The organism is Larkinella humicola (genome assembly GCF_008727875.1).
Taxonomy (GTDB): domain Bacteria; phylum Bacteroidota; class Bacteroidia; order Cytophagales; family Spirosomataceae; genus Larkinella; species Larkinella humicola.
The window spans coordinates 280355-301336 of the sequence record NZ_VTWS01000005.1 but is presented as its reverse complement, the minus strand read 5'-3'; the positions used below and the strand labels follow the sequence as shown (position 1 = coordinate 301336).

12 protein-coding genes are annotated in these 20982 nt (G+C 54.5%); all 12 read right to left on the bottom strand.

Features of this window, described 5'->3' with window-relative positions; translation table 11 throughout:
* Window positions 1-62 precede the first annotated feature (62 nt).
* Window positions 63-1178, bottom strand: a complete 1116-nt coding sequence (locus F0P93_RS20150; RefSeq protein WP_374756781.1) for an alpha/beta hydrolase-fold protein — start codon at window positions 1176-1178, stop codon at window positions 63-65.
* Window positions 1179-1335: 157 nt separating this feature from the next.
* A complete protein-coding gene (locus tag F0P93_RS20145; protein ID WP_150879140.1) occupies window positions 1336-2415 on the bottom strand; it encodes an alpha/beta hydrolase in 1080 nt (359 codons plus the stop codon).
* 15 nt (window positions 2416-2430) lie between these two features.
* Window positions 2431-3591 (bottom strand): esterase, encoded by a 1161-nt coding sequence (locus F0P93_RS20140; RefSeq protein ID WP_150879138.1) that lies wholly within the window; start codon window positions 3589-3591, stop codon window positions 2431-2433.
* An 83-nt stretch (window positions 3592-3674) separates the two neighbouring features.
* Window positions 3675-5762, bottom strand: a complete 2088-nt coding sequence (locus tag F0P93_RS20135) for an alpha-L-fucosidase (protein ID WP_374756780.1) — start codon at window positions 5760-5762, stop codon at window positions 3675-3677.
* 77 nt (window positions 5763-5839) lie between these two features.
* Complete coding sequence (locus F0P93_RS20130) at window positions 5840-6697, bottom strand: sialate O-acetylesterase (RefSeq protein ID WP_150879136.1); 858 nt, start codon at window positions 6695-6697, stop codon at window positions 5840-5842.
* Window positions 6698-6735: 38 nt separating this feature from the next.
* Complete coding sequence (locus tag F0P93_RS20125) at window positions 6736-8322, bottom strand: glycoside hydrolase family 43 protein (protein ID WP_150879134.1); 1587 nt, start codon at window positions 8320-8322, stop codon at window positions 6736-6738.
* 31 nt (window positions 8323-8353) lie between these two features.
* Window positions 8354-8887: a VOC family protein gene (locus F0P93_RS20120; protein WP_150879132.1), complete on the bottom strand. Its 534-nt coding sequence runs from the start codon at window positions 8885-8887 to the stop codon at window positions 8354-8356.
* A gap of 18 nt (window positions 8888-8905) precedes the next feature.
* A complete protein-coding gene (locus tag F0P93_RS20115; RefSeq protein WP_150879130.1) occupies window positions 8906-11182 on the bottom strand; it encodes a glycoside hydrolase family 127 protein in 2277 nt (758 codons plus the stop codon).
* A gap of 53 nt (window positions 11183-11235) precedes the next feature.
* Complete coding sequence (locus F0P93_RS20110; RefSeq protein ID WP_150879128.1) at window positions 11236-12921, bottom strand: glycoside hydrolase family 43 protein; 1686 nt, start codon at window positions 12919-12921, stop codon at window positions 11236-11238.
* A gap of 31 nt (window positions 12922-12952) precedes the next feature.
* Complete coding sequence (locus tag F0P93_RS20105; RefSeq protein ID WP_150879126.1) at window positions 12953-15442, bottom strand: glycoside hydrolase family 95 protein; 2490 nt, start codon at window positions 15440-15442, stop codon at window positions 12953-12955.
* Window positions 15443-15522: 80 nt separating this feature from the next.
* Entirely contained in the window at window positions 15523-17337 is a 1815-nt protein-coding gene (locus F0P93_RS20100; RefSeq protein WP_150879124.1) for a RagB/SusD family nutrient uptake outer membrane protein, read from the bottom strand.
* Between the two features lie 14 nt (window positions 17338-17351).
* On the bottom strand, window positions 17352-20810 hold the full coding sequence (locus tag F0P93_RS20095) for a TonB-dependent receptor (RefSeq protein WP_150879797.1): 3459 nt from the start codon (window positions 20808-20810) through the stop codon (window positions 17352-17354).
* Window positions 20811-20982: the final 172 nt, after the last annotated feature.

Here is a 20982-nt window from a genome sequence, read left to right as displayed (position 1 = left end):
ATACGTCCCTTTCAGGAAGAAACTATTTTTCATGTGTTCGATGCTTTTTTAGGCACTCTTAACTACTTAAACAGCAACGGGGCTACCTCATGCAAACTGCGACGCCAGGTCAGAAACTCGTGGGCGGTTTTCTCGGAGACGTACGAAACCGCGTTGTAACCGGCCGCTTTCAAATCAGCGGTCGCTTTGTTCACCCGATCCGGGTTTTCTTTGCTGCCGCAGCTCAGGAAGATCAGTTTGGCTTTTGGTTTGTCCTTGAGTTCTTCCGGATTGTAGACACCACCGCTCAGCAAGGCGTAAGCACCAAAAACGTCCGGTTTATTAAGCGTAATCGTGTGGGTTTCCATGCCGCCCATCGATAGCCCGGCCATGGCCCGGTTGTCCTTGTTGGCCAGGGTGCGGAAGTTGGCATCCACGTACGGAATCAGTTCGTCGACCAGCACCGTCTGGAATGGCACAATGCTAAAATCCTTCATCCGGCCCCATTTCACTTCGTTGGTCATTCCGTAGGTCATCACAATGAGAAACGGCTTGATTTTGCCTTCCGCCATCAGGTTGTCCATGATCAGGTTCGCGTGTCCCTGGTTGCTCCAGGCGGTTTCGTCTTCGCCCCAGCCGTGTTGCAGGTAGAGCACCGGATATTTTTTCGATTTCTCTTTTTCGTAACCCGGTGGCGTATACACAAAGGCCCGGCGCGAGGTACTGGTGCTTTTGGACGGAAAAAGAATCTGCTGCACGTTGCCGTGGGGGACGTCTTTCAGGGCGTAAAAGTCCTGATCGTGCGCGGGAATTTCAATCCCACTCTCCCACCGGACGGAACCGTAGTAATTCAAAGCGCCGGGATCGTTGAACGTACCGCCGTCGACGGTCAGGTGGTAGTAGTGGAAGCCTTCGTCCAGCGGTCCTTCCGTGGTGCCGGTCCAGAAACCATCTTCTCCTTTGGCGAGTTTGGTTCCGCCCCGTCCGCCCAGCCCCAGGCTCACCCGAACGCTATCGGCTTTGGGGGCCTTGATCCGAAACCGGGCGTACCCCTGGGAGTTTACCTGCGGATATTCCTGCCCCGGCTGGTTCAGGGTAGACGGCTTAAAATCCTCGGCCACTGCCGGTTGGGTGGCCTGCGAAAAACAGTCGACGCTCGATAAAGTGGCTGCGAGTAATACAGTAAGAATCCTGATCATCATATGGTTACTGGTTTAAGGGAAATTACAAGGTTTATTGGAAATGTATTCAAGACTTTCGCTATTGCCCCTACATCCCCTAAAGGGGACTTTTGCATCCGGATCAGTAAGTGTCCAAGTCCCCTTTAGGGGATGTAGGGGCAATAGCCAATAAAACTTATTTAAAAAGCTGCGGCAAGGTTGTAGCCAGATAGAGCTTGCAGTTCATCCAGGTATGGCCGCCCGGCACGATCAGCGGCTCTACTTTCAGGCCCTTTGCTTTGAACATCGCAATGTTTTGTTTTACCGGTTCATACAGGAAATCCTCGGTGCCTACACTGATCGTGAACAGCTTCAATTGCCCGTTCATCTGCCCGGCGTTGGGCGACCAGTCGGTGAAGTTCTTTTTAAACTCTTCCGTCGCGGTGTACGGCGCATACGAACACACGTAGGCAAACTTGTCGGGATTGGTCAGTCCGATGTTGAGAGTCTGGCCCCCGCCCACCGAAAAACCGCCCACCGCCCGGCTTTTGCTGTCTTTACCGACGGGATAGTTCGCTTCGATAAACGGCACAATGTCATTGACCATATCCTTGGTAAAGTCGGGCATCGGTGCCGGGCGGACATTGCCGTACGGCATGACGATCAGCATCGGTTTGGCTTTTCCCTGCGCAATCAAATTGTCGGCAATCAGGTTGGCGCGGCCCACTTTGGTCCAGGTTTCTTCGGTATCGGAGCCGCCGTGAATCAGGTACAAAACCGGGTAGTTGGTTTTGCCATTGGCATTGAAACCGGGCGGGGTGTAGACCAGTACCTGCCGGATCGTCCCCAACGTACCGGATTTGTAGTAGCGGTAGCTGACTTTTCCGTGCGGCACATTCTGGAGCGAATGAATCAGCGGCTGATCGCCCGGCACATCGACGATGCTGCGTTTAAAGCGCTCATTCGCAAAGATATACGTATTGCTCGGGTCGGCGAGATGAACACTGTCCACCGAAAAACTGTACGGATAAATATCCGGTTTGACGGGCGGCACCGTCACGCTCCAGATGCCCGACGTATCTTTCGTCAGGGCGACCGGAGCCTTCAGAAACTCGCCGTTCAGGGTCACTTTCTGGGCTTTCCGGGAAAAATACCGGAACGTAATGCTATGGTCGGGATGCACGTCGGGCGAGCTGATGGACGGCGGCCGCTGCTGGGCAATCACCGCACTGGCCGATAAAAGAAAAGACAGGAAAAGATAGATATGACGTTTCATGAGGTCGGGCGGGTCTTATTGAAAAAGTAAGGGAGCGGTTTCAGCAACGTACTTCTTGACGTTCATCCAGGTATGACCGCCATCCGTGATCAGGCTTTTGAAGACCACGTTTTTCGCCTTCAGGTAGTCCATGAATTCGACGGTGCCTTTGTACAGAAAATCGTCACTGCCCACACTCACCCAGAACAGTTTCAATTGCTTGTTGGTAGTTTCTGGCTTGCCGCCGATGTGCGGAAAGTTCTGGTCCATTTCGGCGGGCGACAGGTACGAGCTGTAGCTGCACACCCACGCAAATTTGTCCAGGTTGCCGAATGCCGTACGGAGCGTTTGCCCACCTCCGCGCGAAAAACCGCCAATGGCCCGGCTTTCCCGATTCGCCACTGCCCGGTAGTTTTTCTCGACATACGGAATAACCTTGCTCACCAGATCCGTCGCAAAGTCGTTGGCCCGTTTGACCGCATCGGCCCCATCCCGCACCGTCGGATCGGCGGGTTTTGCGCCCCCTTTCTGCTCAGCGACCCGGGCCGCCATATTGCCGTAGGGCATGACAATGATCATCGGTTTGGCTTTGCCTTCCGCAATCAGGTTGTCCAGAATCAGATTCGTTTTCCCGACTTTAAAGAAGGTTTCCTCCGTGTCCGTGGTGCCGCTGATGAGGTAAAAAACCGGGTATTTTTTAGCGGGATTCTGGTCGTAACCCGGTGGCGTATACACCACCAGCGAGCCGGTTGTCCCTTCCAGTGACGGATAATATTCGTAATTGATCGACCCGTGGGGCACGTCTTTCATCGCGTGTACCAAAGGCGTATCGCCGGGCACATCGACCAGACTGGCTTTAAACCGCTCGTTCGGAAAAAACGCGACGTTGGCGGGGTCCATCACCGTAACGCCATCCACCTGAAAGCTGTACGGGTAGATATCGGGCTTGACGGGCTCCGATGTTACGCTCCAGATGCCCTGGGCATTTTTAGACATTTCAACGGGTGCTTTCAAAAACTGCCCACTCAACTTAACCTCTTTGGCGGTCGGAGATAAGTACCGGAACGTGACGGTTTTGTCGGCGTTGACCTGGGGTGATACCACCAGCGGACCGCGTGGTGGCTGGGCAATTGCTCCTGTGTAGAGGCAGATTAGGGCGAAAAACAGCCCCAATCGATTGGTTAGTTGTTGGTTCATCGGCAGTTAAGATTTAGGCGTATATAAACCTGCAAGCCGGTCCGCCGGAGCGGTCTTCAAGACCTTGCAGGTTTATTCAAAGTTCACTGGGTAATAATATCCACTTCCGCATAGCCCGGTGCGGAACCTTCCTGCGTATTTTTCAAGGCCCGCAGTTTGATATACCGGGCTTTGGTGGGTTCGAACGGTTTGGTTTGCCAGACCGGGCTGTTTTTAATGTTTGAAAACTCGCCTTCGCTGACGGTTTTCCAGTTGGTATTATCGGCTGAAACCCCAAACTGATACTGGGTAATAATGCTGGCCTCTTCCCACCAGTTCTGGGCAGGCAGATACCGGAAACCGGTCAGATTTTCTTCCTTGCCCAGATCAATGACCAGATCCGCGGGCATTGGTTGGCTTTTGGGTTGTTGCCAGGACGTATTGGGATCGCCATCCAACACCTGATGCGCCGACTTGGCCTCCGTACTCAGGATTTTCCAGCCGGTGCGGGCGATGTCAAATTTCTCTTCACTGACAATGCTGCTTTGTTTCGTAAACGGATTGTAGGCAATCGCCTTCAGGTCTACTTTGCCGGTGCCGGTTTTTACGGGAACCGTATACTTATTCGTGTTGGCGGTTGGCGGGCTGCCGTCGAGGGTGTAATACAGTTCCGATTCCGTATCGCCCGGTTTGATGTGCAGATTTCCGGCCTGGTCACGCCTGACAATGGGTGGTGTTAAAATCAGGGGAGCTTTGTAGACTTCCAGATTTGAAATCAACGGACAACCTTTGGCATCCAGAATCGTCAGCCGCAGTTGCGTGGCTTCGACGGTCGGAAACCGGAGAATGCGTTTATACCCGATCGTCGTTTCTTTGGCAATCTCTTTCCAGTTCCCGTCGACAAAAGCCTCCACGGTAAACGACTTGACCCGCTGCCCCAACCGAATGGGTTCCTGCACCAGAAACCGGTTAAACGCCGTGGGTTTCGTAAACCGGAGCGTCAACGATGCGTTTCGAACGGCATCGTCCGTGGCCCAATAGCTTTCCGGATCGGCATCGATGGCTTTACCGGCGTCGTAAACCGGTTTCTTTCCGCGTACTTGCGAGGCCGTGGCTTTTGCATTTTTAGCCAGATTGACGGCAAAGGCTTCTTTGGTGGCTTTGGCAAATTCCTGTACGGCTTTTTCGTCTTTCTCGTGAATCAGCCCGTTGGGCATGATCGGAAAGTTGAGCAGCAACGTCCCGTTTCGACCGATGGAGTTGTAATACAGATCCATCAGTTGGGGCAAGGTTTTGACTTTTCGGTCTTCCCGCTCGTGGTAAAACCATTCGGGCCGGATGGAGGTGTTGACTTCGCCCGGCACCCAGGTATCCCCATTCTCGACGCCGTGGCGCAGCATTTGCTCCGGCACATCGCCGGTGGCATTCAGTAAGCTCCAGTTGGTTTCGCCCACATACCCGGCTTCGGTGCCCACCCAGCGCAGGTCGGCCCGGTCGCCCCCGTCGTTCCAGATCACCATGTTGGGCTGGAGTTTGCGCACCAGTTTGTACGTGTTCGGCCAGTCGTAATACGTTTTGGAATCGATTTTACGGGTTTCATTCGCCCCGCCATAGTAACCGGAACCGCCGTTGGCACCATCGAACCAGACTTCAAAAATGTCACCGTAGTTGGTCAGCAGCTCCTGCAACTGGTTGCGGAAATACGTGATGTATTCGGGCTTCCCATAGTCGGCATGATTGCGGTCCCAGGGCGACAGATACACCCCGAATTTCAACCCGTATTCCTTGCAGGCATCGGCCAGTTCCCGCACGATGTCGGCCTTCCCGTTTCGCCAGGGCACATTTTTCACGGAATAGTCGGTGTAGTTGGAAGGCCAGAGGCAGAAACCGCTGTGGTGTTTGGCCGTAAAAATGATGCCTTTCATACCAGCCTCCTTACAAATCCGGGCCCACTGGCGGCAATCCAGTTGGGTCGGGTTAAACAACGTGGGGTCTTCGTTGCCGAGGCCCCAGGCCATATCGGTATAGGTGTTGATCGAAAAATGGATGAACGCATAGTATTCCATTTTTTGCCAACGCAACTGGTTTTCGCTGGGAACAGGGCCAACGGGTCGGGGTGGTGTCGGTTGGGTAAATCCCGTATGCTGGAACAGCAGGATCAGGATAATTGCTATCGCAAAACGTTTTTGCATCATTTTCTGAACGTGGGTGAAAGCTTCCGTTTTTGAACAGCCTGAGCGCAGGCAACCAGGCAAAACCGATCGGGTTATTACTCCACTGCTGTCGTTCTGACGCCCAGCAGTGCGAGCATCTGTGCCGCATACCGTTTTCCTAATTCCCGATAACCGGCCGCATCGAAGTGCAGGTTATCAGCCGCGTCGGTACAACCCGCCGACGAAATGACGTGGGCGTTTTTGATGGTTTTTGGGAGCGTCGCAATGATTTTGTTCATACTTGCGCAAATACCACCCTGATCGGCGTGTACGGTTTCTCCGGCCAGCAGCGGCACTTTTTTGGGTTTCAGATTCAGGTCATGCATCAGGTTATCGTAGACCACCTTAACTTTTGCCGTCCACAGCGTGTCGTTGGTATTCGACTCACCCTGGTGCAGCAGAATGCCCTTGATGACCCCGTCTTTCTGCGCCAGTTTCGCCATCTCCACCAGCCGGGCGTAGGGGTTTCCGTCATATTCTTTGATGAAGTTTTTCATCCAGCCCGGCACCGTCGTGACGTACGACTCGTACTGGTCTTTATCGAACAGTTCGATTTTACAGCCCCCCACGGCCACATTAATGACGCCAACCCGGACCTTTTCGGGAAGATTCGTGACCAGTTCCCGACCAAAATAATCGGCGGGCGTCAGGCCCGTCCGGCACCGGCACAAGGGCGGGACTGCCGGATACCATTGCCCCATTGTTCGGCCTAAATCCGGGCAGTTTACGGCTTCCATTACCTGAAACCGACTCGTGACATTGACCGTATCCTGCGGCTCAATTTTGGCATTTCCCTCCATGTTGGATTGCCCCAAACAGAGGAAAATGTAGAAGTTTTTGTCCTGTGCCGAAGCGTTCAGGCTCCACAGCAGGAAGCCAAGCAGAAACGTGGTGGCAGAAAAGCGCTTTTTCATGCGTAAACAAACGTTTGTCGAAACCATGGATCCTGGCGTTAAGGTTGGGCTGCTTCTGAACGAGTAGCCGTAATCCGGAAATAATCGAAATCCGCATACCCGCCCGGCTGCTGCGTGGCATAGTTGAACAAACCAAACCGGTATCCCATGAAATGCGGAATGGTGTACGGCATTTTCAGCGGTTCGCCAATGGGCTTCCAGGATTTCCCGTCCAGACTATAAAAGAAATGAGCGGTGTCGGCCCGGTCTTTAAAATTACACTCGGCTTTTAAATAGACGGTTTTTTGCCCCAGCGGAATCCGTTGGCTTTCCAGCGGTTTTCCGGAGGATGCACTAATCATAACCATGAAATTCTGGCCGTTTTCCCGTTTGATACCCACCAGACCGTAGTTTTTCTGTAACAGGCTCAACCCGGCGAGATCCCCGTCCTTCAGTTTGGATACGTCGAGCAACGTTGACCCGGTACATTCCGGGCCGATGGTCCGCTGCGTCAGGGTGTTTCGGGCCAATACAAACGAGGTGTCGATGCGTCCGGTTTTCAGGCGCAGATAGCCTTTCCGTTCCGTAACCGACCAGAGCTGGTTGTCCGGATTGTGGTTCCACTGCCAGACCAGCGGCAACACCGGTTCCCCTTTCCTGCGGGCGAATTCGTCGGATGCCACGATACCCGGAATCAGGCCTTTGCTGGCGGGCAGATCGAGCGTTTCGGGTGCTTTTCCGTTGACGCCCAACACCGGCCAGCCGTCTTCCCAGTTGACGGGAACCAGATACGGAATGCGTCCGACCCCGCCAAAATCCCGGAAAAGATAGGCGTACCATTTCCCGTCCGGCGTATCGATCAAACCACCCTGCGCGACACCCAGATCCTGCAAGCCGACCCGGCCTTCCCAGGGACCCGTAATTTTGTCGGCCCGGTGAATCACGACCGTCCGCATACCGCCCCGGGGCCATGTAATGTTGAACAGGTAGTATTTGCCCTTCACCTTGAACAGTTGCGAGCCTTCGGCGGGCAACCCTCCGCCCGTGCCGGATGGCGTGCTGGCGTTTTCCATCAGGACTTGTTCGGTGCTGCCCGGCTTCACGCCCGAGGCATCGGCGGTCAGTTCGACCAACCGGAGTTTGCCCGCGCCGTAAATGAGGTACACCCGCCCGTCGTCATCAAAAAACAGGGTATTATCGTGGTAGGACGGTTTGAACGAAGTCTCTTTCCACGGCCCTTTTTCGATATCTTTGGTCGTAAAAACATGGGTTTTGCCGGTGGTTTGGGCAAAGGTGGTCACATAGTAGGTGCCGTTGTGGTAGCGCAGGCTGCTGGCCCACGACCCTCTTCCGTAGGTGCTTTTGCCGTTGGTCAGGTTCAAGGCATCCACATTCGCCAGCGTATCGTAAGCGTAACCAATCAAGTGCCAGTTTACCAGATCGTTTGATTTCATGATGGGCAGGCCCGGACTCAGGTGCATGGTGGTGCTGCTCATGTAATAGGCAGTACCCACCCGGATCATGGACAGGTCGGGTACATCGGCAAAAAGGATCGGGTTGCGGGCGGTTTGGGCGTTCAGCGCGAAACCCGTAACCACCAGCAAAACCGCCATCACAAACCCCGACCGAACAAGACGCTTTTTCATGGAAGAAATGGTAAACCCGGTTTTTCAGGGATCAGTGCAACGGGCCAATCAGTTCAATAAAATTTCCATCGGGGTCCTGCACGAACACAAAGTGCGCTTTGGCATTCAGGGGCGTTGGCGTGCTGCCCAGAAAAGGAACTTTCAGTTGGGTCAGTCGGTCGATGATGGGCTGAAGGGCCTTCACCTGAATGGTAATATACTGCATGCCGGTATCGTCCTGAATGACTTTTGGCTTCGGGTGCGCGGCTTTTTTGCCGAAACTCATCAGCTTCCAGTCGGTGGCGTCGGGACTGTTTTCGAGTTTCAGAATGGTTACGTTCGTGGCCACACCATCCGTCAGGCCCGATCGTTTGCCAAAATCTTCATTGATCGTGAAGCTGCCGGTTTTGACCATACCGATGCCATTCACGTAAAAATCCAGCGACCGTTCGAGGTCGGCGACAACAACCCCTACCCCAATGACCTTGCTGCTGAAATTGGATTGGGCATACGAACTCAGTACACACCCAAACACCAGAAGTGTTAATTTGACCCCTTTACAGGCCGTTATCAATTTTTTGTTCATATCAAAAAGGATTATTCGTTACTGGGTTAAAAGTCTGATCTGATTAAAACGAGGTGTGTTTATTCCCTTAACAGCCACAATTTTTAGTATAACGACCTCTTTATCAGTTGCTCTAAGTCGTATTGTTTTCCCATCGGCAGAAAGAACCTCGGCGGGTCGATCATCGATCAGAACGCTCACCTGATCCGGCTTAATATCGTCTAAAGCGCGGATATCAATGTACTTACCCGTCCGGTTTTTGTTCTGCAACTGGTACGCGATAAACGAACGCGTACGTCGCCAGAATCGCTCGTCGTCGTAGCCCGAATCGCTCTTTTCGCCTTGGTAGTTGTGATCCACTTCGGGTTGCTGTTCTCCACAATTTACCTTGTCGACCGTGCTGGCATCAAGGACCAGTGCTTCGGCTTCCTGCTGTTTCAACCGGGCTTTCTGCTCGTCGAAGGCTTCGCGGGAAAAGGTCTGGAAATACATCTGATAGCGGGCATCATGCACTTCGAAAAACGGTTGCAGCGTCAGCGAGTCCAGATTAAACCGCAGGTTTTCAGCCGGTTTAAGCCTGTTCAGGTATGTTGCCGGGTCACCCACGAGGGCGTGGGCACTGGTGATTGGGAACAGTCTGCCTTTTGTTTCGTGGCCCATCCGGCTGTCGTCGGCAAAAAGCCCTTTCAGGTCGTCGGTCGAGGTTTTGGCGGCCAGCACAATCGGGCCGTTGACAAAAGCCGCCCAGTTCGAGCCATCGGGCAAATACTCCAGCCGCGTCGAGGTCTTGAAGCGGACGGTTACGGTATCGCCCGATTTCCACTTCCGACGAACGGCGACATAACCCGACGGTTTTCCATCGACCGGCTGAGCCTTGCCATTTACCCGAACGTCGAGGTTTTCAGCCCATTTCGGATAGCGGATGTGCAAGGCGAATTCCTGCGGCTTTGTGGTCTCCACGACCAGTTCCGACTGATTTTGATACGGAAATTCGGTGCGCTGCGTAAGCCTGATCTTTTTAGCGGTCCAGTCGACCGTCGACGGAACAAACAGGTTGACAAACAGGTCGCTGGCCGAATGGCTGTAGATCAGCTCGCCGTATTTGGTGTGGTTTTCCAGACCCGACCCCACGCAGCACCACATGCTGGTTTCGGGCTGCGAATACACCCGGTAGTGGTTGGGCCGAATGGGTGTAAAATAAACGAAACCGCCTTTTCCCGGATGCTGGCTCGACAGGATGTGGTTGTAGAGCGTTCGTTCGTAAAAGTCCAGGTAGCTCACCGCATTCTTATCCAGAAACAGGGCTTTGCTCAGGCGCAGCATGTTGAACGAATTACAGGTTTCAGGCCCCTGGTTGGATTGCAGCACCTGACTGAAATCGGTGGTCGGGTTGAAATGCTCGCGTACGCTGTTGCCGCCAAAAGCCACACTCCGCGTCTGCGATACGTTCTGCCAGAAATACTGGGCGGCTTCCGACCAGTCGGTTTTCCCCGTCAGCGTAGCGATTTTCTCAAACCCGATCACTTTCGGAATCTGCGTGTTGGCGTGTAATCCCGTCAGTTTATCCTGTTTCGCCAGTAAAGGGTTCAGCAAAGCCCGGTGCGAAATTCGCTGGGCCGTTTCGAGGTATTTCTTGTTGTTGGTCAGGATGTACAGATCGGCAAAGGTTTCGTTGAGACCGCCGTGCTCGGTGCGCAGAACCTGCTGAATCTGCTCGTCGGACAGGGGTTTGATCAGCTCGATAAACCAGTCTCCCAAGCCGATCAACACCTGTTTGGCCTGCTGATTGCCAGCATATTCGTAGGCATCGCGCAAGCCCGCAAACAGCTTGTGTAGGTTGTAGAGCGGCACCCAGGTGTTGTTCAGTCCGAAGTTGCTGCCGTCGATATCGCCTTTGTGAATCCGCTCCCAGAACACCTTGCCCTGCGGAATGCCGCCCACATAGCCATTGCCGTTTTTGGCCTGACAGCCAGCCAGTTCGGTTACCATATAATCCAGCCGGTTTTTCAGTTCGGCATTCCCGGTCGAGGCATGCATCATCGCCAGCGCCGACAGGTAATGCCCGCCGATGTGGCCATCCAGCCCCGCGCTTTCCCAGTTGCCGTAGCGGGGGGCTTTTATCGGCAACCCGGCATCGATCCGATACGGAGCCAGCAGTTGATCCGGGTTCAGCGCCAGGATGTACCGGAGGTCGACATCCTGCGCATTCTTGAACGGCCCGCCGGTTAGCTTCACCTCCTGCAACGAGAAGGTCTGCATCTGGGCCAGGGCCGGGAAGCTGAGCAGAACGAAGCTAATGATCTGAAATACGTTCATTTTCAAGGCTAACACTGTGTTTGACACGCGATGGGCATCCCCATTTGCTCCGCTTATTTTTTGAACACCGGATCATCCCCCGCGTAGGTCAGGTACCGGAACGAAGCCGAATTGGTGCTGACTTCCCCCGACGACGTCGCGTACATTCCATACAAACAGCCGATAAAGCTGCCCGCTGCTTTGGTACTCAGGAATTTACCGTCCACCTTGTCCTGAAGAAGCTTCCAGTTTTTAGCATCGGTGGAATACTGGAACGCATAGTTATCGCCCTGCGAGGTGATGCGTAACCCCACTTTTCCGGTTTTTCCGGTCAGCGGCACTTCAGTCAGCAGGTCCATTTCCTTGGAGCGCGGTTTGCTTTTGTAGAGTTGCAACACATCCTTATCCTGCGATTTGGATTTACACAGAAAGTAGAAATGGCCCTCATCCTGAAGAATGATCAGCCCGGCTTTTTCTTTTTCCGATGTTGGGGTGAAATCCAGCTCGGTTTCAGCCGTGCTGAACAGGTGCTGCTGGCGTTTCCCGATGAACGCCGGATTGCCGAGTTCCATCACGGTTTCAGGCTTGAGTTTCAGCGTCAGCCCCTGTTTCTTCGACAGCGAATACCTGCTTTTGTCGAGGGTTCGCATGAACAGCAGCGACGGGTCCAGTTCCTTGTCAAACGTCAGCGTATAGGCGAAGTTACCCGACTGCGGCAACGCGCCCTTTTGTTTAATTTCCTTGTAATTAACGGGATAGCTATACGAAATTGCCTTCTCGCCATGCTCGATCATGGGCCAGTCGTTTGTCCAGGTGACGGGCGCAATGAACGTTTCCCGACCGGTGTTGTAGTAATCGCCCTCGTACGGCCGTACCGCCAGAAAAATGCAATACATCTTGCCATCCGGGCCATCGACAAACTGGGCATGACCCGCCGATGTAATGGCGTCTTTCCGGTCGGCGGGCAATTCCCGCTGGGTCAGGATCGGATTGCCTTCAAAAGGCATATACGGCCCCCAGACGTCTCGGCTCCGCAGGATCACTTCCGAATGGTTGACCGACGTACCGCCCTCGGCCGCGTAGAGGTAATACCACCCGTTCCGTTTCAGGAGGTGGGGCGCTTCGATCCAGACCGGTTTTTTACTGAGGTCCACGCCCCCGTTCACCAGTTGTTTTTCTTCGCCGATTACTTTTAAGTTCTGGTAATCAAACTCGTACATGCGGATGGTCCGGTGACCCGAATACAGCGGTTTGTGGTCGGGCGCGTCGCTGTTGTACAGAATGTAGGCTTTGTCGGCGGCTTCGTCAAAGTAAATGGACGGGTCGATGCCTCGTACCGGCGGGATTTTAACCGGATCGCTCCAGGGCCCGGCTGGATTTTTGGCCGTCACCACAAAGTTGCCGTCGTGGTCGATGTCGGTGCAGGTGAGGTAATACGTGCCTTTGTAGTAACTGATGGCCGGTGCAAACAGCCCCCGCGTCAGCCGTTCGCCCATGAAATCCATCTGGGAAGGGCGGTCGATGACATTCCCGATCTGTTTCCAGTTTTTCAGATCCTGGCTGTGAAAAACCGGGATGCCGGGGAAATACGAAAACGTCGAACTCACCAGGTAGTAATCCGGTCCCACCTTGACGATGCTCGGATCGGGGTAAAAACCGGTCAGAATCGGGTTGACCAGCGTGGTGGTCTGGGCGAAAACGGTCGAACTCAGAATCAAACAAACTGCCGTGATAGCGGCCGCGCAAATGCTTTTTTTCATCTTCCTTAGCATAGTAAAATCAATCGATAAGCTACTGGCTCACCAGCGTATATAGTTTTCCCGCCTGGGTCGGAATATCGTAAAGCCGGGTTTCTTTCAGCGCGGGAGCGGTTTGGGCCACCGGCGACGCAAGCACGGGCGTTGGCGTTTCTTCGACCCCGTAGAACGGGTTGGGATTCGGACCGGACGCTTCGTTCAATACCAGTCCGTTGCCGCCCTTCAGGGTCTGGGGAACCCGCACGCGGAGGTTACCCCCCAGGTTCGAGCGAATTTCGACCTTCGTTAGTTTGCCGTCTTTCCACTGCATACTGACCACCTCAAAACCGCCGATGGCCCGCAATCCGCTGATACGCCCCGCAGGCCATACGTCCGGCAGAGCGGGCAGCAAATGAAGGGCACCGTCGGCACTTTGCATCAGCATTTCCGTGATGCCCGACGTACAGCCAAAATTGCCATCGATCTGAAACGGCGGGTGCGCATCGAAGAGGTTGTTGTAGGTACCTCCGCCCTCCGGGTTGGCTCCCAGGGGCGAAAGTTGATTCTGGATCAGCGAATACGCGTGATTGCCGTCCTGCAACCGCGCCCACCAGTTGACTTTCCAGCCCATGCTCCAGCCGGTCGACACGTCTCCGCGATGCATCAGAGTGGTGCGGGAGGCCCGGAACAGTTCGGGGGTCCGATACGCCGAAATCTGCGTAGACGGAAATAACCCGTAGAGGTGCGACACGTGCCGGTGGTGGTCGTTGGGGTCGTCTACGTCGTCCAGCCATTCCTGCAACTGACCGAATTTCCCGACGTGCATGGGCGCCAGCCGGCTCCGTTTCTGTTTCAGCGTATCCACAAAAGCCGCATCTTTTTTCAGCAGTTCGGCGGCCCGAATGGCCGTGCTGAAGGCGTCGAAAACAATCTGATTATCCATCGTGGTGCCCGCATCCAGCGAAGAACCGGCGTGGGCTTTCGGTGCGTTTTCGGGCGAACTGCCCGGATTGACCACCAGCCAGTGATACGTCGGATGCTCGATCAGGAAATCAGCGTAAAACTGCGCGGCTCCTTTCAGGACGGGATAAATCGAGGCCAGATACGTTTGATCGCCACTGTACAGATAATGCTCCCAGAGGTGCTGGCTGAGCCAGCCGCCCCCGCCCGTCCACATGCCCCAGAAGGCCCCGTCGATGGCCCCGGTAGCCCGCCAGATGTCGGTGTTGTGGTGGGCCATCCAGCCCCGGGCGCCGTACATGACCCGGGCGGTTTCCTGCCCGGTTTCCGACAACTCCCGCACCATGTTCAGGAAAGGCTCGTGCAGTTCGGCCAGGTTGGTTTTTTCGGCCGGCCAGTAATTCATCTGGGCGTTGATGTTGATGGTGTATTTGCTGTCCCAGGGTGGCCGCATTTTATGGTTCCAGATGCCCTGCAAGTTCGCCGGTTGCCCCGCTATCGCACCGGCGAACCGGCCGTCGCGGCCGGGTTGGGAAGACGAAATCAGCAAATAGCGTCCGAACTGGTAATACAGTACGACAAACTGAGGGTCGTTGGCCGTCCGAAAGTTTTTAAGCCGCTCATCGGTCGGGAGCTGGGTGGCTTCGGTTGCCCCCAGATCGAACGTTACCCGGTTGAAATACTTTTGGTAAGCTGCGATGTGCGCGTTCAGAATGGCCGCATACGATTTGGCATACGCTTTGGTCAGGTAGGCCGACGCGCGGGCGTTTTCGTCCCCGCTCAGGTCTTTGTAGCTATTGAAATTGGTGGCGATGGAAACGTAAATCGTTGCGGTCGTGGCCCCTTTTACGGTGAGGGTGCTGTCGTTGGCGGAAAGACTGCCGCCCTGGGTTTTAAGGCGCACCACCCCTTTGAATTTCACCATTCCTTTCACGCCTTCGTGGTCGGAGGTGGTTCCGGCCAGGGTCAGGTCTTTCGCTGCGGTGGTTTTGATGGTCGATTGGGTCTGGGGCGTCGAGAAGGAGGCCGTAAAGGAAAGCCGCCCCGGTTTGCTCGCGGTCAGGTGCATGACGATCACCCGATCCGGGAAGGAAGCGATGATTTCGCGGGTATACCGCACGCCATCCACGTGGTAAGTCGTTTTGGCAACGGCCTTTTCAATATCCAGCTCCCGGTAGTAATCGGTGTAATTTTGGTGCCCCTGGAATGTAAGGTGGAGGTTGCCCACGGGTTGAAACATCTGCCCGTGCGACTTTTTGGTGATGATGGTTTTGTTGGCCAGTCGCTCGGCGTCTTTTTGCTTTCCCCCGAAGATGAGCTGCCGGATTTCGGGCAGCGAAGCCAGGGCTTCCGGGTTGTCGTTCCGGTTGGGGCCACCCGACCAAACCGTATGCTCATTGAGCTGAACGGTTTCCTTTTCCACATTGCCGTACACCATCGCTCCCAATTGGCCATTTCCAATCGGCAGGGCATTTTCCCAGGTTTGGTCGGCGGGTTTGGTATACCAAAGTTTTAATACCGGCTTTTGCTGCGAAAAGCCGGGGATTGAACTAGCCATAAAAACCAGAAAGAGAAATCGTCGCATCCGTTGTGGGTATTTAAATCAAAAAAATGTAAGGGGACCATGGTCTATGCCCCTTACATTTTGCACTACTATTTCACCTATTAATAACCCGGATTCTGCGGAAACTTCGGCCCTTCCACCACCCGGTCGATTTGCGACTGGGGAATGGGCCGCAGCATGTGAAAATCCTGAATATTGGCAGCCGCTTCCGGATTCCAGGCTTTCACGCGTCGCACCAGCGAACGGGTCCGGACCAGATCATGCCACCGTTGCCACTCGCCAAAGAGTTCGCGGGTGCGTTCGTCCAGAATAAAATCAACCGTTACCTCAGCCGGTGCAATGGTCATGGCCGTTACGGCAGACGCATTTTGAGCCGCCGTATTGGTTTTCCGGAAAGCCGCCCGTTGCCGAACCGTATTCAGCATTGCAGCCGCCTTTGTGGCATCGCCCGCTTTCAGGTAGGCTTCAGCGCCTGTTAGATACACATCGGCAAAGCGGTACAGCACACAGGGGCGGGTCGACGGGTCGTTGAAGTTGGCCCCCCGGCTGGGGTCCATGAATTTCTTCAACGCCGGAAAAATGCCGTTGTCCCACAAGCTCGGTGGTACAACCAGCCCTTTGAAAGGCCGTGTTCCGACGAACTGGGGAGCACCTTCCACCTCGAAGTCGGGCAGCCAAACGGCCGTATCCGCTCCCACGACGGTGGTGTAGCCAATGCCCCGTTTGTTGTTGGCGGCTGTTGCGGTGTTCGTAACGGCGGTATTGGAAATGTACACCGTATAGAACGAATTGATAAACCGTGAATCGACCGTCCGGTTCGTAAACGCCTGATCCAGAAAGTAGTTCTTCCCGGCATTGGGGCCTGAAGGCCATTTGTAGCTATTGGGGCGCATCCGGGTATACGGACGTCCATACTGCGAATCCCGGATCATCAGCGAGGTCCCGCTGTTGACGTAGGCGCCCGCAGCACTTTTGAAGGAGTTGATACCGCTGTTGTTGGGGTAATTCCAGTTGGTAAACCAGGGCGTCAGGTTTTGAGCAGCCCCACCACCGGCCGCACCACCCACCTGATAATAGCCGTATTTTGGGTCGAGCATGTGATCGCTGACAAACATGGTTTCTTTGCCGTAGTCGTTGGCCGGCACAAACGCATCGCCGTAATCCTGCCACAGATCCAGACCGTACGTTGCTTTATTGGCAACAATGTCGGCACAGAGGGTGGCTGCCTGTGTGAAATCGGCGGTCGTATTGTTGAGCCAGCCCCGGGTCAGATATGCCTTCGCCAGCAGCAGTTGCGCCACCGGTTTGGTTGCGGCTTTTCCCAGAAACGGGGCGGTCGGCTGGTTGGGCAAATCGGCGGCTGCTTCGGTCAGGTCCTTGATAATCAATTCATACACCTGAGCGACCGGCTGGCGGGAGGCTGCCTGGGAGGGCACGGTAATAAATTCGGTGCTGAGCGGAACATCGCCCCAGGTCTGTACCAGATAAAAGTACCAGAATGCCCGCAAAAACTTCGCCTGGGCCAGATACTGCTTCCGGGTTGCCTCCGGCAAATCGGTCGTCTGACCGTATTTGAGAACGCCGTTCAGCGTGTTGATGTCCTGAAAAGCGACGCCCCAAGCTGAGCCGAAGTTGCTGCTGTTCAGGCCATTGTAGGTATAGGGTGGGACGCCCCCGCTGCTGGCTCCCTGCAAAAACTCATCGGTTCCGGCCTGCATTTCGACCGTAAACCCTTCGGTGCCCCACTGGCCCCGGATGTCGTTGTAGACCCCGGCAATACCGCCCAATACGCCGGACGGACTATTGAAATAGGAAGGGACAATCTGGGATTGGGGGTTCTCCTCCAGTATTTTTTCGCAGCCCGTGTTGAGCAACGCGGTCAGGCCAATGATGGACCAGATTTTTAGTGTTTTCATGGTTCGATCCAGGATTAGAATTTAAAATTTACCCCCAGCGTGAATTGCCGTACGGGCGGGTTGTTCAGATTGACAGAGATCTGACGTTCCGGCGTTCCGCGTTCGCTGGCTCCCTGCGGGTTCAGGGTCGACTGACCACTGGCGTAGCTGTTTCCTTCCGGATCGACGGCCAGGTTGTCTCTCACCAGGGGCGAATACAGGATCAGCGGGTTAGTGGCGTTGAAGTAAATCCGGGCGGAGTTCATCCCGATTTTCCGGATCAACTGACTGGAAAAGGTATAGCCCAGGTTGATGCTTCGAACTTTAATGAACGAACCGTCGTAGTAGCCCAGCGTAGAGCCAAAATAGGCGACGGCACTACCGGCATCCGGTGCCGGAAACGCATTCGTCGGGTTGGTTTCGGTCCAGTAATCGGTTTTTACCTGATTGACCCGGCCCTGGTTGAAGAACGCAAACCCGCCCGACCCCGTGGAATTACCCGTCAGATAGGGCACGATCACCTTCATGCCCATCCGGGCGTAGGTCACAACCGACAAATCAAAGTTTTTGAAGCTGAACCGGTTGGTGATGCCGCCTTCCCAGGTGGGCTGAAAATTGCCCAGAATCTGCCGGTCAGCCGCATCAATCTTCCCATCGCCATTCAAATCTTCCACCCGGATCTGGCCCGGAAACTGCGTGGGGGAGGTCTGTTTGGCGAGCGTGCCGTTTTCTTTATCCGCTGTTTGCCAGATACCGATTTTTTTGTAGTCGAATATGACCGAAAGCGGTTGGCCTACAAACCACCCTGCTCCTAAATTGGCGAGTTCGGTCGGCGTCGTCAGCTGCGTGATTTTCTCCCGGTTGAAGAAATACGTCACATCGGCGCTCCAGTTGAAGCCTTTCGGGTTCCTGAAAATCTCGAACGTCAGTGCGGTTTCCAATCCCTTCCCTTCCGTGCGTCCCAGGTTTTTCAGGGTCGACCCGGCTCCGTTGCTCGGTGGCAGCGGAACGGACAGTAGAATATTTTTCGTTTGCTGGTGATACCAATCCACCGAACCCGTGATGCGGTTATTCAGGAAGCCAAAATCAATCCCGAGATCCACCTGCGAGGTCGATTGCCAACCCAGACCCGTTGCCGGCAGACTGGTAACCGTGTAGGCCAACTGCTGCCCCGCCGTGCCCGTTCCGAAATTGTAATACCCCGCCGACAAAGCCCCCAGGGTTGCATAGGCTCCCACGTTTCGATTTCCGGACAAACCCCAGCTTCCCCGCAGTTTCAGGTTCGAAATGAATGGGGCGCCTTTCATAAAGCCTTCCTCGATGATATTCCAGCCAGCGCCAATGGCCGGGTAATTAAAGTACTGGTTTCCCGGCGACAACGTGGACGAACCGTCGCGTCTCAGCGTCAGGGTCAACAGATAGCGATCGTTGTAGCTGTAATTGACCCGACCCATGTAGGAAAGCAGACCCGTTTCGGAAAACGAGTTGCCAAAGTCCGAGTTGGCAACGGGCGTGCCGGACGCCAGCGAGAAATTAGACGTCTTGATGTAATCGGCCGGAACGCCGGTGATCGTGAACCGACTGCCCAGCGAATGGTTTTTCGTAATTTCATACAGCCCGGTAACGCCGATTTTATGCTTGCCAAACGTCTTGTCATAATACAGCAGGTGCTGGAGGTTGATGTCCCAGTACTCGGTATTGCTGATTTCGGCATTGGACGACGACTGAACCGTGGCACTGTTAAAATAGGTCAGTGGGCCATTGTAGCCGTTGTAGTTCGACTGGCTGAAGTTCAACCCGGCATTCATCCGGTACCGCAGGCCGGGTAAAATAGCCACCTCCGCGTATAGGCTATTAAACGTTCGCAAGGCCCGCGTGCGGCCCAGGTACGAATCTTTTTTGGTCAGAATCGTTAACGGGCTAACCCCGGCGGCATCGATGGAGCCTTCGGCCGGGAACAGGTTGACCGAACCGTCGGCATTGTACGGCGCGGCCAGGGGCGTTTGCCGCACCAAACCGCCGGGAATACCGCCACCACCCGGTGTGTTGGTGTAGGTCAGCGTATTCAGGGTGTTCAACCCAATCTTGATCCGCTTGCCAATGCGCTGGTCGACCGTCGCCCGGATGGTGTAGCGTTCAAACTTTTGGCTGGGAATAATCCCGGTTTCATTGAAATAACCCAGACCCAGCGAATACTGCGTGTTTTCAACCCCGCCGACCATGCTCAACTGGTGGTTGGTGTTGAAACCGGGCTTATAAATTAAATCCTGCCAGTCGGTAGACACACCGGCCGCCAGGGCATCTTTTTCCTTCTGGGTAAGCGGATAAGCGGTTGTGCCGGGGCTGGTGCGGTTGTATTTGGTCGCATCGTCTTTAAACCGGGCATATTCCGTTCCATTCATGACGTTGAACTTGCCCATGATGTTGGTCACCCCATGATAGCCATCGTAGCTGAATACCGGTTTTCCGACCTTACCCCGTTTGGTGGTAATCAGAATGACACCCCCTGATCCTCTTGAACCGTAAATGGCCGTTGCCGAAGCATCTTTCAGAATTTCGAGACTGGCGATGTCATCGGGGTTGATGTCATTGAGTCCGCCAAAGGGGATTCCATCGACCACCACCAGCGGGCCATCGAGCCCGTCGCTCGACCCCGAACTCGTCGTCAGGGTCCGGTTGCCCCGAATCCGGATTTGCCCCTGAGCACCCGGCGTAGAACCGTTGCTAATGATGGAAACCCCGGCAGCCCGGCCTTTCAACTGGTTCACCAGGTTGGGAGCCGGAACCTCTTTCAGCGTGGTTTCATTGACCGAAACCACCGAACCGGTCACGTCGCGTTTCCGCTGAACCCCATAGCCCACCACCACCACCTCATCCAGCGTTTTATTATCCGTCGCCAAAACAACATTCACAACCGTCTGACTCCCCACAGTTACCTCCCTGGTAGTATAGCCGATATAGGAAAAAACAAGCACAGTTCCTGTGGCCGATGGCACCGAAAGCCGGTAATCGCCATTGCCGTCGGTGGTGGTTCCCCGGGTCGCCGACTTGATCTGAATCGTTACGCCCGGCAGCCCTTCCCCGTTTTCGGCCGTGACCTTCCCCGTGATCTGCACATCCTGTGATTGTTCCGTCATCACCTCGCCGGACAGCTTATTCGGGAGAAGGGTAGCCGCATTTCGTTTGATGACAATCTGCTGATTGACCACTTCATAGTTTAAATTCAGTGGCGTTAAGATCTGCTCCAGAACGGTTTGAAGCGGCTCGTTCTTCGCCTGATAAGTAACTTTTCGCTTGGATTGAATAATTTCCCGGCTGAACAAAAACTGAACTTTAGCCTGTTCTTCAATCTGTTTGATCGTGGTCTCCACGTCCTGATTTTGAATCGAAAGACTGATGCGCCGGTTCAGAAGCTCCTGGGCTTTGCTATCAACAGCAAAACTGATGTTGATCAGGGTGAGCGCCAGCAAGATCTGCAGGCTTGAGATTTTCATCATCCTGATCCAAACGCTGCGATTGGTTAAAAAGTAAGGCATCGATGTATGCGTTTTTAACGTGTTTAAAAAATAAGGGCAAAATGATTCCTGAACCCTCCTGTTGAGGGAGAATGGGTGGCTTGACACAAAGGGTCGTAAAAACGTGAAGCGGGGGTAATCCCCTTTTAGG